Source organism: Enterobacter cloacae complex sp. 385G4 (assembly GCF_057320665.1).
Genome location: NZ_JBXWDD010000017.1, coordinates 26,525 through 40,618, shown reverse-complemented (window position 1 = coordinate 40,618; position 14,094 = coordinate 26,525). Strand labels below are relative to the sequence as shown.

The window sequence follows — 14,094 nt, the reverse complement described above, 5'->3', positions numbered from 1 at the left end:
TGAACAGGAGGGACAGCTGATAGAAACAGAAGCCACTGGAGCACCTCAAAAACACCATCATACACTAAATCAGTAAGTTGGCAGCATCACCGGGATTCTTAAAATTCCGATGGACGCTGATTTAAAATTATTCGATGGCCAGCACCGTGCGCTGGGTATTTTTGAATTTGTACGCGATTATTCCAATACGGAAGATACGATCAGCTTGTTGCTTACCGTTGGCCTGCCACTTGAGTTACGCCAGCAGTTTTTCGCTGATATTAATAACAACGCGAGCAAACCGGCAGCGGCGATCAGTATGGCATATAACAACAATGATCCGGTCAACCAGCTGGCAATGCATCTGGCCCGAACCGTCACCGGGCTGGCGGGCACAGTGGATTTTGAACACAACGTGGTCCCGGCGAAAAGCTCACGGCTGATCAGCTTTAAAGCACTGAACGATGCGACGAAAAAAATGCTCAACCTGCGGGCCAACAGCATTCCCTCGACGCAACAGCGTGATATGGCAGAAAAGCTCTGGACTGCCTGGGCACAGGCGATGCGCTGGAATGATATTGCCCAGGATGATATCGCTGCGGAGTACCGTCAGGAGGCGCTGGGACTGCATGGCATCATGATAAATGCGATCGGTATGGCAACGGCCAGGATGTTACGGCACAGAACACCTGAAAGCATCGAGAACCTTCTGGCCTGTGCGGAAAACGGAGACAACGGTTTTCATTATCGGGAGTCGTTTGTACCTGAGTGCTGGGAAGGGAAGTGTGTTGATCCGGAGACTGGCACCATTAAAACTGACCGGCGGGCGCTTGAAGCAACGGCTGAAGCGCTGCAAAAGCTGATAGACCCGTTCGCAGATGCGCTGTGGTTGCGTGCTTATCTGCCAGTTGAAGAGGCGAGTGATACGGCATTACTGAAATATGCTGCTGACATCGAGAGTTATAAGCAGCGCACAGCCGTGCCGATGATCAATATCGTGGAGAAGCTGAAGGCGCTGGGTGACGGCGAACCGCAGTTCAGAGCGTCGGTGCTGGCTTCCCGTGAGGGGCTAAGCCGCTATCTGGCCGGGGCTGAAGGCTGACGCGGTGGTTGCCGCCTGCAGGGCAATACGGGCATCGAACCCGTATTGCCCTGAAACGCGCTGAGCCGCTCTCTGGGCGCGCATTTAAAAAACCTGTACCCATCATCGTTTTTATGTCTTTGACGAGTCCTGCCCCCTATTCTGGCCTTTTCTGATGTGATCCCGCCCTGGTGTCTGCAAGTTAACTTAATTTTGACGCCCGCACAGCGTGTCTTCCCTGTTCATTTCTGCTCAGTTGCCGGCGTTTTCTGGCTGGCCTGTCGTACTAAAACACCTCTGGGCCCCTTCGGCTCCTGCCCGTCGGGCAGTCGTCAGCCACACTCCGCTAGCCAGGCAAAGCCTGGCAGCTCCGCCGAACCCCCTGCGGGGTTTCGGGCTATCGCTAGTGTCTGATGCCTGAACCCCTGCACCATGCCGGCAAAGCACCTTCATCGGGCTGATGGGGATCTGAAAAGCAAAATTTACAGGGAAAGGAGTTCAGGAAAAAACAAAGAAAATTAATCAGATAACGCTTGATTGTTATGGCTCATTAGACGTATAATGATCACATCGAAAGGCAATAAGGCTTTTCGCGGTAGCGCCCCGACTGGCGCAGGAGTAACAAATTATGAGTAAAGCACTGACCCCCTCCCAGCTTAAAGCTGAACTGGAAACGCAGAAAGATGCGCTGCTGAAGGCGTGCCTGTATGCCCTCAACGAAATCCCTAACCGTCGTTTAAGTGGCCCGTATGCGTCCACGTATGCGCTGGCCGAGCAGGTCAGTAAACTGCTTCAGCGCTGCAAATAATCATTGATGGGCTGGCATTGCCAGCCCTGTTCACCCCTTACGGTAGCGCCCCGCATGGCGCAGGAGTCTGAAATGTCATCTGAAAAAACTCTCCCGTCGGTCGATCTGATGTCCTGCCAGCATGGCGGTGAAGTGATCCCGTCCATAGCTATTGAGCGCATTATCTCGTTGCGGAATGAAGGTATTCGCGTCTATCTCGACGGCATAGACAAGCTGCGAAAAGCGCGCGATCTGATGCAGCAGGCCGGAGGCTGTCAGTACCTGTATGACTACGACAAAGCCGTAGAGAGCGCGATCAAATGGAGCGACACCAGACCAGACCAGGCCGAAACGGCTATTTCCCGCGTTATCGACGGAAAAATCTGGGATCGGCTGATGTCGGAAACCGGCATGTATACGCTGATGAGCAACAAACAACGTCAGGAATGGGATCGGCAGGTGGCAGGCGAGGAAATGCCGCCGATAACGCTGGAGAACGTTATGAGTACGTTCCGGCACCTGAACGCAAGCAAGGCCGATACTTTCACGCAAGGGCTGATTGATATCTTTAAATCCCTGTCGTGGGATTATAAAACCAATAACCCCTGCATGTTTGGCAAGCGTATCATCATCGCGCCGTTGCTCGATGTCTGGCGCAGTAGCTGGGTGCGCTTCAGCTCAGACGGGCACACCAAAATTGACGATCTGGCGCGGCCGTTCTACGTGCTGGACGGGCGTAACGTGCCTGATTACCGCGTTTCTGACGGTGCCAAACTGGATGCCTTTTTCAGTGAAAACCAGTTCAACGGTAAGGTGTTCGAGTGTGATTACTTCAGCGTGCGATATTACAAAAAGGGCAGCGCGCACATTACGTTTAAACGCCCGGAGCTGGTTGAGAAGATCAATAATCTGGTTGCCAGTCACTATCCCGGAATGTTACCCCCTCGCGTGTAATGCAGACGGCAGGCCGCATTTGCGGCCTGAAATATAAACAGGGAAAGGAAGTATTCCCCGGCCTGAAAAAATCATGCCGGGCATGTATTTATTGCTTGATTAATATGGCTCATTAGACGTATAATAATCACATCGAAAGGCAATGAGGCTTTTCGCGGTAGCGCCCCGACTGGCGCAGGAGTAATAAATATGGCTATTCAATCCCTTCAGTTCCGTAACGGCTCCGTTTCTCTTGGTGATGTTTTTGTTTCCAGCTGGGGTTATGAGCAGACAAATACCTGTTTTTATCAGGTGATCGCCCTGCGCGGTAAGAAAACCGCCGTACTGCGCCGCATCGCTGCGCAGCAGGTGAAAGCAGACAGTGCAATGTCTGGCGAGTTAAAGCCGGTATTGAACGACTTTAAAGGCGAACCCGTGACCCGTCGCATCTGTGAAAACCATGAGCATCCGTCTGTCAGCATTGACGAGTACGAACAGGCTTATAAGACCGATCCTAACGAAAGCCATTTTTACAGCACCTGGGGCTGACCGCCTGCTACGCCCCGCAAGGGGCGTATAGTCGAAGACTTATTCAACCAAAACGTGAATACTATGCGAAATAACAAGGCGCTCAGGACGCAGATACATGGCGGAAACAGTTTATCAGGCGCGGAGGCGTTTTTACCTTCTCCGTTTTCGGCGCAGTCGTAACCCGGACACACTGGAAAAAATGTACGAATCCATGCGGGATCGTGGACAGGTGCCGCCGGAGGACACCGAGGCTTTTGAGGCTGCCGCCGACCATCGCCGCGCAGAGCTGGCATCGGGACGCATCTGGGATAAGATCCCGCCGCATGTCTGGCAGTATGTAAAATAATCACAGCGCCCCTACACGGGGCGTTTTTTTGCTTGCATATATGGCTCATTAGACGTATAATGTTTTTACTGATTCAAATCAGTACCTTCCTAAACAGCCTTACAGGTGCATTATGACCTCTTCTGAAATCCTCCATAACCTCCCTCAGATTATCACGGCCGTGGCCGCCCTCATTACAGCCATTACCGGGCTGATTAAAGTCATGAAGGATAAAGGTAAGGACTGAACCGCCGCAGGGGGCGACAGCCCCCTGCATCCCTAACCGGCAGCGCCCCGACTGGCGCAGGAGTAAAAAAAGTGACAACGCTGCATATTCGAGAAATTCCCACTGATGGAGCGCCGCCTATCTGTGCAGGCCGCTCAATCTCAGATGATGACCTTTGCGCCTCATGCCAGCATCTCGACTATCGCCCTGGGCACCTCAGCGCCTGCCTGCTGTCAGGTTGCGGGCGTGACGACTGGCCTTCAGAACTGGATGCAAACGGCTACAGCGTTGCCTGTAGCAGCTATGAGCGTGAAAAATCGCTTGATTAATATGGCTCATTAGACGTATAATTATCACATCGAAAGGCATCCGGTCTTTCGCGGCAGCGCCCCGACTGGCGCAGGAGTTTTACAATGCACGGTAACGTAAATGAAATTTGCGCAAGGCTTCTCGATAGTTTTGATCCACAGCAGCGGATCAGCCTGCTGATCTGGACTGCTGAAGATGTCCATGACTGCACCAGTGATATGAACCTCACTGACGATGAGGCCGAAGCCGTTCTGGCAGAAATCGCGGAATGCAGTTCACACAGCCGTTATGGCGTCGGAAAAGATACCGTCTGGAGCCTGGCAAAGCAGGTGCGCGAAGATGCCGCCCGCGATCGAAAAATAGAGGTCAATGCCGAGGCGCTGCAAAAAGTCGTGGCGCTGGCGGCGCAGTTTATCCGGCTGGAAGAAATCCAGTCTGGTGAAGGAGCTGCACGCCGACTTTATCCGCAGGAGTCTGAGGCGCTGGAGTGCATCACGAAGGTGATTAACGGCTAATTCACGCAGTAACGCAGCGAACTTTCACGGTAGCGCCCCGACTGGCGCAGGAGGAAAAAACATGTCCCAGAATGAAGCCTATTACGACACGCTGGCCCTGATTGAAAAGGGGCAATGGTGTTTCGGCAGTATGGACGAAGAAAACGAAGAGCGGGCAATCAAGGCCGCTAAGGCGCTGGCGCTGTTTGCGCGCCTGAATGAGCAGGACTGCGACGGACACCCGGTTTCCGAAATCATCGTTGATTTTATCGCTAACCTGATGCACCTGGGGGAAGCGATAAATTTTCGTGTGCTCGATGAAGAAAGCGCGGTGATCCCGTTGGTCAGGATCGCCGCCGTACACTTTAACGCTGAAACAAAGTCATAGTAATCATGTGAATCAGAAGGGGGCAGGCGTGATCCTGCCCCCAAAAATGGACAGGGGAAAGAGTTCTCCCGCCTGAAAATATTCAGGCAGGCGGGAATTTTTTGCTTGATTAATATGGCTCATTAGACGTATAATAATCACATCGAAAGGCAATCCGGTCTTTCGACGGTAGCGCCCCGACTGGCGCAGGAGTACAGAAAATGTCTACTGAACTGAATCAACCCGCCATCACTGCACGCATTATCCCCAATAACCGCCGCATGGCCTTTCTGCCACGTCTGTTCGGCGCCTGGTATCTCACAGGTGAGGCCGGTGTCTACAACCTCGCACGCTCTCTCTGCGTCGATTATCAAGGCGGTTCCTGGGAGTTCGTCGAACTGTCTTGCGGTAGCGGCTTCATGTACCCACTGAGCGCAGAGCGCTTCACGGTATCGGTTAGCGGTAACTGGTTCGAAGGGGAACTGTCCGCAGAAGCTACCGGTATCGTGCTGACCCTGTTCACCCTGAACCACATGATCTGGCACGCACATGATGAAGGCTATCAGCACATCTGCGACATGCTGATCACCCAGCAGGAAAAGCTCAAATTATATGCCGACCAGCACGCCGAAGCCGGTTTGATTTACCGCGCGATTGACTGAAACGGCGGCCCCCGTGAGGGGGCCAATACTGACAGGGGGAAAAATGTTAACACTAACTGATATTCGCGCCAGCAATACGGTGCTGGTTACGGAATTTGGCGGCGTGCGTGCTGTGCATTTCTGTCTGCATGAAAAATTAAGCGGTAGCGACAACGATCTGTGGTTTCCGCTTGCCAATGGAGCCGACCTGTTCGAGGCGCTGGAAAGCATTATGTGCATCAATTTTGCCGCTGCTAACGTTGTCTCGCTGGAGTTCCTGCGGCAGAACGGGAAGTGCAAAGACTACCGGATCACCTACAACAAGGCCAAATTCAAGCCATTAGGTTAGATGTCTGGCATCATTTGATGTTCATATTTGAACAAAATTAAATAAAAAAAATACGTCTGATGAGTTGATAAAATGGCTCATTAGACGTATAATTATTACATCGAAAGGCAGTTGAGTCTTTCGCGGTAGCGCCCCGACTGGCGAAGGAGTTGAAATGAAAGAAGCAGACCAAAAAAAAGTGAATGCCGTAATGGCAATTGCTGATTATCTCGGTGTGAAAAATCAAATCGAGGTGATCGAATACTCAGCCGAATCAGTGCAGGTTGAGTGGCGAAATCCTAAAACAAAACAGCTTATTCATCGTGATTACACTTTTGCAAATTCCTTTGTAAAAGACTTTGAAAAAGCCCTGAAATCGAACGTGAAGTTTTACTGAAAAAGAGGGGGAGAAATCCCCCTTAATCCTCCCATTTTTTACTGATAAACATCAAATATATGAGGTGTATTATGTGGAAACGTGGCGAAAACAAAGTGATTCTGATGGGGCGTGCTGGCAAAGATGCAGAAGTGCGTTACACCCCAAACAGAACGGCCATTGCGAGCCTGACGCTGGCTACAGAAATCAGCTACAGCGACAACGAAGGGAAGGAGCAAAAAGAAACGGAATGGCATGATATTGTCATTTTTGGAAAGAAAGCCGAAGCAGCTGGGAAGTACTTCAAAAAGGGTATGATGCTGTATTTTGTCGGGCGCATTCGTAATAACAAATGGCAAGGGACAGACGGCAAAATGCGCAGCAATAAGGAAATTGTGATCGATAATAACGGCGAAATGCAGATGCTGCCGGGAGCTGGGCCACGTAACACCAGTGCAGAAGGCCAGGGAGGCATTGAAAATCATGATGAACCGCCGTTCCCGGATATGAATGATTACCCGCAGTGAGTATTTGAGTTAGAACGGCCCGCAGGACGCGGGCCGCCAATCCAGAGGGGGGAGTATGAATATCAGTGAACAATATCGGGTGGCGGTCGTCAGTACCGGCCATGTAAAAAAAGAAGACGCGGAACTACTGGACAAGGTCTGTAACGATGACTTGTCCGGTCAAGGTTTGTTCTGGATCGAGAAAAATCGCTATGGGTGGATATTGCGTATTTCTGCTACTGAACAATGGCGAGTGGAATTAACCAGGGCGGGGATCAGTGCAAGTGCTTTGGATAATATAGCCGCGTTAAATGGTGCCGGGTTCGACTGGATTTGGTTTGACCGGGATGCGGAACAGGTGCCAGAACTGACCGTTTGGGAGTGGTAAACCGGTTAAAAATTTGCCTCGAAAAGGGGCATTTTTTTCTTGCCTGCAATGGCTCATTAGACGTATAATAATCGTGAAGTTTAAAAGTGGATATTGATTAAAACGCTCTGTAAATAACGTGGAGAGAATATTATGGCGGCCTTATACCCTTATGAGGTTTATACCCTTATTGTGTCAGAATTAATCGTAAGCCATTTTAATGATGTCGCTATGGTATATCCGGGAAGCGAAGAAATTAAAAAGAACTACGACAGTGAATTAAGTGCTGTACAGGTAGTTAATGGCATCAGAGAAAAACTGATTGAAGATGGTGTTATACAGTGCGAACAGTGCCCACTGCTATCCGAGTGGGATGAGAACAAGGTTATCAACCAGCTAATTAAAGATTACCGCCTGATTCTCAATCGTGACTATGAACTAAACCGTGTTCGTCAGCAGCTGGCCCCGGAGCTGATCGCACAGATAGAAAACTGGAAAGAGCAGAAGTATTCCGATTCTGCGAAGGAATACGAGGTGCTCTATGAAACCATCAACATCAACGGAAAGGAGGTTACAGGCAAACTAAACGTAGTTGCAGTAAGTCGCTTTGATGCTGTTTTCATCGTAGGGCAGCGTCACGCTAACGATAACTTTTTGGTTCTGGATGTGAAGGAGGTGATGAATCATTGAAATCCAGAAAAGGTGCCGGATTGCGCCAACAATCCGGCTGGGTAGGCAATTTAAATTGTGAGGTTCAAAATGCCATTGTGGATTATACACTATGCTGAAGATGTCGCAAACGGAGTGCAAACAAAGTCGCATCCGATGAACGCAGCGCAATGGGATCACTTCCGTTTCTGGTTGGCAGTGTTCCGGCGGATTAAAGAAGCCGCAATGTAATCTGTAACTGTCTCAGGGGCGCTGTATGCGCCCCTTTTTAATATCCTTGCCCGGACTCCTTTCCCTGTAAATTTATCGGGATCAAGGGCGGATCGTGGCCCTGAACGTGCGCACCATTGAGCGCTGCATCGCAGCGGAACCGGAAAATTTTTTTCCGGCCAATGAGTGCCCTTGTCACCGGAACGGTGACAAGTATGCACGCACAATTACACGAACAGGCAGCACCCATGCCCGGCCTGACAGGCCGGGAGCTATATCATAATGTGGGATGCTATATGTGAAAGGTGAAGGTTAATACTGCGGACCTGAAGCGTCAGGATTCTGAGCGGTAGAGCTATTTTGTGTGCGCTGCTCTTCGTCAACTCCAGTGATTTTTTTTCGGCTGTTGCTGGTTCTTTTTTTTCCAACTCGTCCGGCAGTAATGTCCTTGATATCACGTAATGTAACGTCTGAAAAACCCGCATCGTTGAGGAATTTCAGTATCTCTTTATCTTCATATCCTTTCGAATCTTTCAGCTTCTTAATGTCAGACTTAAGCTCGTCGAGTACGTGCTTTTTCTCAAGCCTTTCCGACGTCACATCAGGCAAGTCGTCGAGAATGCTTTTGAATTTTCCGATGTCCTCACTGCTATAAAATGCTTTCTTTTTTGCAGGCATATGCCCTCCCAATAATGTCAAAATCGCCATGCCGAACCGGAGAAAATCGACCCAGGCTATTCGGGTGATTTTACATGATGCCCGGCACGATTCAATTGCTCTGCCTGCCAGGCCCTTCGCTGCTGGCTTTCAAACCTCGCCGATGGTAGAATTCAATGAGGTATTTAAGTACGGGACAAGATGTGTTTTTGGAGTACCGCCGACACGCGGCGGCCGTCCAAAAACGTCTTGGTCAGGGCAAGCCCCGACACCCCCTAACGAGGTTAGCTATCTGATGAGCCGTAGCGAGAGCAGAAAAACAGACGATCGAATCCAGGTGAGATGTTCCACAGAAGTGAAAGCTAAACTCACCGAAAAGGCCCATGAAGCAGGGCTTAGTCTTAGTCAATATCTTATCAAATCTGGGCTTGGAAAGCGCATTCAATCGAAAGGCAATTACAATGCACTTGCCGCTCTTGTAAAGATAACAGCCCTTCAAAAACATCTGTTTAACGAAGGTGCCGGAGTTCATAGCAAGGAGTATTCAGAGATTCTGATCGAGGTCAAAAAGGCCGCACAGAAACTGCAACAGGAGATGGATGGTGATACCTAAAATCATTGAGGGCCGAAGGGACAAAAAGTCCAGCTTTGGTCAGCTGATTAAGTACATGGCAGACAAGCCGTCTCAGGAGTTGACTGATACAGTTCAGCCTACTCCTGAGACGGCTTTGGCTGTTAAATCAGATATGTTCGAAGGGTTAAACAATTACCTGACCCGTAAGCAGAAAGTGATCAGCACACCGGTGGATGTTGAGCCAGGTGTACAGCGTGTTGTGGTTGGTGATGTTACCTGCCAGTACAATACCTTCTCGCTCGATGGTGCAGCACAGGAAATGAATTCAGTTTCTCAGCAAAGCACACGCTGTAAAGATCCAGTTATGCACTATGTTCTCTCATGGCCTGACTATGAAAAGCCGAATGATGATCAGGTTTTCGATTCGGTGAAGTTTACACTGGCATCGATGGGCATGTCCGATCACCAGTATGTTGCTGCCATCCACCGGGATACAGATAACCTGCATGTGCATGTTGCTGTTAACCGCATCAATCCCCAGACATATAAAGCAGCCTCATCGAGCTTTACCAAAGACACTCTTCATCAGGCGTGCCGCTTACTGGAATTGAAGAATGGTTGGTCCCATTCAAACGGTGCATATGTGGTTAATGACCGTCAACAGATTGTCCGGAACCCTCACAGCAAGAAAGAGCGGGGCAACTGGCGCTCACTCGATCGCATCAACAAGATGGAGAATAAAGAGGGGGTTGAAACGCTCTATCGCTATATCGTTGGTGATGAACAGGTAGGCGGTAGTCGTCAAAACTTGATCCATGTTTCAGCTGGGCTTCGTGAAGCCAAAAGCTGGGATGATGTGCATAAGACATTTGCAGACATCGGTCTTCGTGTCGAAAAAGCACAGGGGAAAAAGGGCTACGTCATTACCCACGAACATCAAAACCAGAAGACGGCTGTTAAGGCGAGTCTGGTATTTAACAAGGCGCAATATACCCTGAAGTCGATGGAAGAGCGCTTTGGTGAATACCAGCCTTCACATATTGAACCGGCCAAAGTATCGGTATTTAAAACCGCATATACCCCTGGTGCTTATCGTCGAGATGCCAATAAACGTCTGCAGCGTAAAATTGAGCGCGCAGAAGAAAGAATGCTGCTCAAGGGTCGCTATCGCGCCTACCGAAACAATTTACCGATATATTCTCCGGATAAGGATCGCATCGCCGATGAATACCGGAAAATTGCCCAACATACCCGGTTGGTGAAAAATAACGTCCGGCATTCTGTTTCAGATCCTCATACCAGAAAGCTGATGTACAACCTGGCTGAGTTCAAACGCCTGCAGGCGGTTGCCAATCTGCGTCTTAGCTTGCGTGAAGAACGCAACGGCTTCAGGGCGGCTAACCCACGGCTTTCTTACCGGGAGTGGGTCGAACAGGAAGCACTGAAGGGTGATAAGGCAGCGCTCAGCCAAATGAGGGGCTTTGCCTATTCCTCCAGGAAGAAGGAGAAGTATAAACAGCAACTGGTTGAGCAGATCGGGTTCAACCGTACCTTTAACGCCATCACCAGTCATGATCGTGATGATGTGGCCGTAATGGCCTCAGCACGTCATGGTGTCAAGCCACGGCTTTTGAAAGACGGTACTGTTATCTTTGAGCGCGACGGTAAACCGGTAGCGGCTGATCGTGGTCATATTGTGCTGACAGAAAGTAATGGAATCGACAAAGAGAAAACGGCTGACCTTGCAATTGCATTAACGATTGCTGGTAAAGCCAAATCTGTTCGTGTTGATGGTGACGGCGAGTTTAAGGAACTGTGCTGTAATCGTATCGTCGATGCAGCTGTGAACCACAATCACCCTGTCGCGCAGGGCATTACCTTCACAGATGCCGCTCAGCAGGCGTATGCTCAAAACGAGAAACATCGTTTGATTCGTGAGCAAAATAATAGTAAAAATGAAATGCAATTCAGAAGTGAAAGCGACGACAAATTCAATCCGAAGTAAAATGGAGTAAGAAATGAAAATCAAAATGCAAACGGTCCTCGCGGCCGTTTCTGTGTTAGCTCTTGCCGGGTGTGCCTCTCAAAGCGAAAAGGAAAAACAAATCTCTGCACAGCAGCTGGTAGATCAGGAATTGCGTGAGCAAGCCATTAAGATAAAACTCGCACAGGATGAGCTTTACCAGGCTGGAGCCATTAACAGGACCCGTTACAAATTCCCTACCATTATCAATGCAAACAGTCAGTATGTTCGTGTGAGCTGGCAGGGTGATGCTTACGAATTACTGGAGCAACTGGCTAAACAGCGTGGCCTTCAATTCACCAGTCAGGGGATCAAGTTACCGCTTCCACTCAATATCGATGTTGGTGGTTCGAAGGTTACGTTTGAACAGTTGCTGACCCTGATCCGACAACAAACGCAGTACCGTGCCACCATCAACCAGAAACCCGGTGAACTGCAGCTGCTTTACCTCACACCATCGAAGAAAGGTTCATTCCTCAGAGGGACCCGCCCATGAAACTTAAACTGATCGTGCTTCTGACGTTACCGCTGCTTGCTGCGAACGTTGCACGCGCGGACGACTCCGATGTTAAAGGCCTGGATTACTACATGGACCCGCCAAGCCAAAGTGACGATGAGGCCGATGTTACTGGCAGTATGCTAAACGACGCAGCGCACACCATTGGATTTCGCGGCGGAAAGGCAGAACGCGCTAAAGAAATTCGCGCCGCGCTGGAAAATCAGCGCAGCAACCTTGATTACATGTATTCGTTCCAGCCGCTGATCTCTTCTGAAGGCTACCTGCCTCCGGTCATTGCTGAAGCTAAAGACGTTGCACACATTACCAATGAGCAAATCCGAACGGCCAACCGTGCCTATGACATTGTGGTGCCGGCGCGCTTTGTCAGTAACCCGCCGACCTGGAAAAGCTATCTTCTGACCGGGCTGATGGCGCAGCGGATCGAATTGCCTGAACCGGCTGCAATGCCGAAGGACGGGAAACAACGTGATATCTGGAAAAAAGCTGTCGCGCTGGGCTGGTCTGACGGTCGCCAAAAAGCTGATGAGATATTCACTGCTAATTTCAATCGCCTCACACGGGATTACACCGGCATGTTGCGCTACAGCACGCTACTGCAGCAGGGCATGATTAAGGCTCCAGTCATCACACAGCAGCAGCAAACAGTTACAGGGGATAAAAACCGCCTCATGCTGGGCGATAAAACGAAACGTATGAAGCAGCAAGCTGAGTTTGACATCAACAAACGCAGCTGGAAACCGACCATACGTTAAGGGGCAGTAGATGGAAGCATTCAATTTTGGTCCAACGCTGACGCCCCAGACGCTGGAACGTTTTCTCGTACACTGCTCAAACAATGAAGTGTCCGATATTCTGTTGCAGGGCGGAGATAAAATCTGGGTAGAACGTCATGGGCGCCAGTTGCCCATGACATCTTACCCGCTCGACAACCTGGAGCTGGAACGTACCGTTGATAAGGTGTTCGGTCAGGAGATCAAAGGGACGCTGAAAAGTGCTGCGGTCGTTAATACCGCTATCCAGCTAAGAGGTGATGAAGCGGGCACGATTGGACTCGGCCGCGGCGAAACCCGCCGGTTCCGCGCGAACTTTACTCAGGCCGATATTTATAAAACAGAAGCGGCAATGTCTCTGACACTCCGTGTTCTGAATGAGGTTATTCCTCAGCTTAAACAAATGGGTATTGAGCCGGACCTGTTTAATTCTCTGTTGCCGGCTGCCGGCCTCGGACTGATATGCGGCGAGACGGGATCGGGCAAGTCAACCCTGATGGCCAGCATCTTCCAGTATTGCGGTGAAACGTACCAGGACCGGAAAATCATCACGGTTGAAGATCCCATCGAGTATCGCCTGGGAAGTCGAGACTGGATTGCGCCGGCGCCGGCACAGTCACAGATTGGGCGCGATATTGATTCCTTCCACAATTTTATCACTCTCTCCGGGCTCCGTCGTTCTCCGAAGATTATGGGGGTTGGTGAGCTCCTTAACCGCCTGTCATTTGAAGCTGCTGTACTGGCAGGTAAATCCGGCCACTTTTGTCTTGGCACACTGCACGTCAAAACGGTCGGAGAAGCCATTTCCCGATCATTGCAGAACTATCCGCCGGAAATGCGTGAAGCTGCCGCCTTTGACCTGCTGAGTATCCTTTCTTACATCATCGTGCAACGCTTGCTTAAAACAAAAGACGGCCGGCGCAAGGCTGTCCGTGAATATCTCGTCATTGATAACAGCCTGCGCCGCAAACTCTATGACGTTGATTACAGCAAGTGGGGCCGCTACATCGACGACCTGTTGATCGCTGAAAACCGCAGTCTGATTCAGAACGCCTGGGCAATGCACCAGGAAGGTTTGATCGACGAAGCGGAAGTCATCGAGGTCGCAGGATATATGGACTATCTGGCGTTAAAAGAGGGCAAGTATGGACATTAACAAATGGCGTTATGCCGGCCGGCCACTGACGGTTTTTGGTGTGCCTGTTATCTCGTTTCTTGTGTACTTCATCTGGTTTCCGTTCCCGTCAGTAAAAACCTTTGTTATCTGCACCTGTGTGGTTCTCTTTTACTTTCTGCTGGCCATGATGGGCTACACGTTACCGGTGCTGTACCAGGTCATTCTCCGGGTTATCCGCGGGAAAAAACTTACCGGGCGGCCGTGGTGGTACCGGCGCTCTCAGCGATAACACATAACTACAGGG

Annotated in this window: 21 protein-coding genes; 20 read left to right on the top strand and 1 reads right to left on the bottom strand. The window is 50.2% G+C overall.

The window, feature by feature from the left end:
* Nucleotides 1-85: 85 nt before the first annotated feature.
* The 14 genes from AC2FAJ_RS22725 to AC2FAJ_RS22660 all read left to right on the top strand — a co-directional run bounded on the left by AC2FAJ_RS22725 (nucleotide 86) and on the right by AC2FAJ_RS22660 (nucleotide 7,940).
* Nucleotides 86-1,081 carry a DGQHR domain-containing protein gene (locus AC2FAJ_RS22725; protein ID WP_228146417.1) on the top strand — a complete coding sequence of 332 codons (996 nt, stop codon included), beginning with the start codon at nucleotides 86-88 and terminating at the stop codon, nucleotides 1,079-1,081.
* A 607-nt stretch (nucleotides 1,082-1,688) separates the two neighbouring features.
* Complete coding sequence (locus tag AC2FAJ_RS22720; RefSeq protein WP_004187364.1) at nucleotides 1,689-1,868, top strand: hypothetical protein; 180 nt, start codon at nucleotides 1,689-1,691, stop codon at nucleotides 1,866-1,868.
* A 72-nt stretch (nucleotides 1,869-1,940) separates the two neighbouring features.
* Nucleotides 1,941-2,801: a DUF4942 domain-containing protein gene (locus tag AC2FAJ_RS22715; protein ID WP_015059998.1), complete on the top strand. Its 861-nt coding sequence runs from the start codon at nucleotides 1,941-1,943 to the stop codon at nucleotides 2,799-2,801.
* A gap of 189 nt (nucleotides 2,802-2,990) precedes the next feature.
* Nucleotides 2,991-3,329, top strand: coding sequence for a hypothetical protein (locus AC2FAJ_RS22710; protein WP_004187354.1), 339 nt, complete (start codon nucleotides 2,991-2,993; stop codon nucleotides 3,327-3,329).
* A 97-nt stretch (nucleotides 3,330-3,426) separates the two neighbouring features.
* Nucleotides 3,427-3,657 (top strand): Hha/YmoA family nucleoid-associated regulatory protein, encoded by a 231-nt coding sequence (locus tag AC2FAJ_RS22705; protein ID WP_004187345.1) that lies wholly within the window; start codon nucleotides 3,427-3,429, stop codon nucleotides 3,655-3,657.
* Nucleotides 3,658-3,954: 297 nt separating this feature from the next.
* Complete coding sequence (locus tag AC2FAJ_RS22700; protein WP_011154457.1) at nucleotides 3,955-4,191, top strand: hypothetical protein; 237 nt, start codon at nucleotides 3,955-3,957, stop codon at nucleotides 4,189-4,191.
* A gap of 84 nt (nucleotides 4,192-4,275) precedes the next feature.
* Nucleotides 4,276-4,686, top strand: coding sequence for a DUF1380 family protein (locus AC2FAJ_RS22695; protein ID WP_004187342.1), 411 nt, complete (start codon nucleotides 4,276-4,278; stop codon nucleotides 4,684-4,686).
* Between the two features lie 61 nt (nucleotides 4,687-4,747).
* Entirely contained in the window at nucleotides 4,748-5,053 is a 306-nt protein-coding gene (locus AC2FAJ_RS22690; RefSeq protein ID WP_004187339.1) for a hypothetical protein, read from the top strand.
* A 200-nt stretch (nucleotides 5,054-5,253) separates the two neighbouring features.
* Nucleotides 5,254-5,694, top strand: coding sequence for an antirestriction protein (locus AC2FAJ_RS22685; protein ID WP_015059999.1), 441 nt, complete (start codon nucleotides 5,254-5,256; stop codon nucleotides 5,692-5,694).
* Between the two features lie 43 nt (nucleotides 5,695-5,737).
* Complete coding sequence (locus AC2FAJ_RS22680) at nucleotides 5,738-6,022, top strand: hypothetical protein (RefSeq protein ID WP_004187337.1); 285 nt, start codon at nucleotides 5,738-5,740, stop codon at nucleotides 6,020-6,022.
* Between the two features lie 154 nt (nucleotides 6,023-6,176).
* Complete coding sequence (locus AC2FAJ_RS22675; protein WP_004187336.1) at nucleotides 6,177-6,398, top strand: hypothetical protein; 222 nt, start codon at nucleotides 6,177-6,179, stop codon at nucleotides 6,396-6,398.
* 71 nt (nucleotides 6,399-6,469) lie between these two features.
* On the top strand, nucleotides 6,470-6,904 hold the full coding sequence (ssb, locus tag AC2FAJ_RS22670) for a single-stranded DNA-binding protein (protein WP_019725164.1): 435 nt from the start codon (nucleotides 6,470-6,472) through the stop codon (nucleotides 6,902-6,904).
* 55 nt (nucleotides 6,905-6,959) lie between these two features.
* Nucleotides 6,960-7,271, top strand: coding sequence for a DUF5983 family protein (locus AC2FAJ_RS22665; protein ID WP_004187333.1), 312 nt, complete (start codon nucleotides 6,960-6,962; stop codon nucleotides 7,269-7,271).
* 132 nt (nucleotides 7,272-7,403) lie between these two features.
* Nucleotides 7,404-7,940 carry a hypothetical protein gene (locus AC2FAJ_RS22660; RefSeq protein ID WP_004187332.1) on the top strand — a complete coding sequence of 179 codons (537 nt, stop codon included), beginning with the start codon at nucleotides 7,404-7,406 and terminating at the stop codon, nucleotides 7,938-7,940.
* A 501-nt stretch (nucleotides 7,941-8,441) separates the two neighbouring features.
* On the opposite strand, the gene AC2FAJ_RS22655 is transcribed toward AC2FAJ_RS22660, so the two are convergent.
* Nucleotides 8,442-8,837 (bottom strand): hypothetical protein, encoded by a 396-nt coding sequence (locus tag AC2FAJ_RS22655; protein WP_019725163.1) that lies wholly within the window; start codon nucleotides 8,835-8,837, stop codon nucleotides 8,442-8,444.
* A gap of 34 nt (nucleotides 8,838-8,871) precedes the next feature.
* Here AC2FAJ_RS22655 and mobA point away from each other — a divergent pair, with 34 nt between their 5' ends.
* From mobA to icmT, 6 genes are read left to right on the top strand one after another with little or no spacing between them, the layout of a single operon-like run.
* Nucleotides 8,872-9,399: a plasmid mobilization protein MobA gene (gene mobA / locus AC2FAJ_RS22650; RefSeq protein WP_172740549.1), complete on the top strand. Its 528-nt coding sequence runs from the start codon at nucleotides 8,872-8,874 to the stop codon at nucleotides 9,397-9,399.
* Nucleotides 9,386-11,365 carry a TraI/MobA(P) family conjugative relaxase gene (gene traI / locus AC2FAJ_RS22645; protein WP_004187323.1) on the top strand — a complete coding sequence of 660 codons (1,980 nt, stop codon included), beginning with the start codon at nucleotides 9,386-9,388 and terminating at the stop codon, nucleotides 11,363-11,365. The genes mobA and traI overlap by 14 nt, the downstream gene beginning before the upstream one ends.
* Before the next feature lie 13 nt (nucleotides 11,366-11,378).
* Nucleotides 11,379-11,879, top strand: coding sequence for a DotD/TraH family lipoprotein (locus tag AC2FAJ_RS22640; protein ID WP_004187320.1), 501 nt, complete (start codon nucleotides 11,379-11,381; stop codon nucleotides 11,877-11,879).
* Nucleotides 11,876-12,655, top strand: coding sequence for a type IV secretory system conjugative DNA transfer family protein (locus AC2FAJ_RS22635; RefSeq protein ID WP_004187315.1), 780 nt, complete (start codon nucleotides 11,876-11,878; stop codon nucleotides 12,653-12,655). The genes AC2FAJ_RS22640 and AC2FAJ_RS22635 overlap by 4 nt, the downstream gene beginning before the upstream one ends.
* Before the next feature lie 10 nt (nucleotides 12,656-12,665).
* Complete coding sequence (gene traJ / locus AC2FAJ_RS22630) at nucleotides 12,666-13,829, top strand: plasmid transfer ATPase TraJ (protein WP_004187313.1); 1,164 nt, start codon at nucleotides 12,666-12,668, stop codon at nucleotides 13,827-13,829.
* Nucleotides 13,819-14,079 carry an IcmT/TraK family protein gene (gene icmT / locus AC2FAJ_RS22625; RefSeq protein ID WP_004187310.1) on the top strand — a complete coding sequence of 87 codons (261 nt, stop codon included), beginning with the start codon at nucleotides 13,819-13,821 and terminating at the stop codon, nucleotides 14,077-14,079. The genes traJ and icmT overlap by 11 nt, the downstream gene beginning before the upstream one ends.
* Nucleotides 14,080-14,094: the final 15 nt, after the last annotated feature.

Bases quoted from the DNA above. Each gene is read 5' to 3' on its own strand.
- AC2FAJ_RS22705 (WP_004187345.1), top strand. From the start codon at position 3,427: ATGGCGGAAACAGTTTATCAGGCGCGGAGGCGTTTTTACCTTCTCCGT.
- AC2FAJ_RS22690 (WP_004187339.1), top strand. From the start codon at position 4,748: ATGTCCCAGAATGAAGCCTATTACGACACGCTGGCCCTGATTGAAAAG.
- AC2FAJ_RS22655 (WP_019725163.1), bottom strand. From the start codon at position 8,837: ATGGCGATTTTGACATTATTGGGAGGGCATATGCCTGCAAAAAAGAAA.
- traJ (WP_004187313.1), top strand. From the start codon at position 12,666: ATGGAAGCATTCAATTTTGGTCCAACGCTGACGCCCCAGACGCTGGAA.
- AC2FAJ_RS22660 (WP_004187332.1), top strand. From the start codon at position 7,404: ATGGCGGCCTTATACCCTTATGAGGTTTATACCCTTATTGTGTCAGAA.
- AC2FAJ_RS22665 (WP_004187333.1), top strand. From the start codon at position 6,960: ATGAATATCAGTGAACAATATCGGGTGGCGGTCGTCAGTACCGGCCAT.
- AC2FAJ_RS22685 (WP_015059999.1), top strand. From the start codon at position 5,254: ATGTCTACTGAACTGAATCAACCCGCCATCACTGCACGCATTATCCCC.
- AC2FAJ_RS22695 (WP_004187342.1), top strand. From the start codon at position 4,276: ATGCACGGTAACGTAAATGAAATTTGCGCAAGGCTTCTCGATAGTTTT.
- icmT (WP_004187310.1), top strand. From the start codon at position 13,819: ATGGACATTAACAAATGGCGTTATGCCGGCCGGCCACTGACGGTTTTT.
- AC2FAJ_RS22720 (WP_004187364.1), top strand. From the start codon at position 1,689: ATGAGTAAAGCACTGACCCCCTCCCAGCTTAAAGCTGAACTGGAAACG.
- AC2FAJ_RS22635 (WP_004187315.1), top strand. From the start codon at position 11,876: ATGAAACTTAAACTGATCGTGCTTCTGACGTTACCGCTGCTTGCTGCG.
- ssb (WP_019725164.1), top strand. From the start codon at position 6,470: ATGTGGAAACGTGGCGAAAACAAAGTGATTCTGATGGGGCGTGCTGGC.
- traI (WP_004187323.1), top strand. From the start codon at position 9,386: ATGGTGATACCTAAAATCATTGAGGGCCGAAGGGACAAAAAGTCCAGC.
- AC2FAJ_RS22715 (WP_015059998.1), top strand. From the start codon at position 1,941: ATGTCATCTGAAAAAACTCTCCCGTCGGTCGATCTGATGTCCTGCCAG.
- AC2FAJ_RS22640 (WP_004187320.1), top strand. From the start codon at position 11,379: ATGAAAATCAAAATGCAAACGGTCCTCGCGGCCGTTTCTGTGTTAGCT.
- AC2FAJ_RS22675 (WP_004187336.1), top strand. From the start codon at position 6,177: ATGAAAGAAGCAGACCAAAAAAAAGTGAATGCCGTAATGGCAATTGCT.
- AC2FAJ_RS22680 (WP_004187337.1), top strand. From the start codon at position 5,738: ATGTTAACACTAACTGATATTCGCGCCAGCAATACGGTGCTGGTTACG.
- AC2FAJ_RS22710 (WP_004187354.1), top strand. From the start codon at position 2,991: ATGGCTATTCAATCCCTTCAGTTCCGTAACGGCTCCGTTTCTCTTGGT.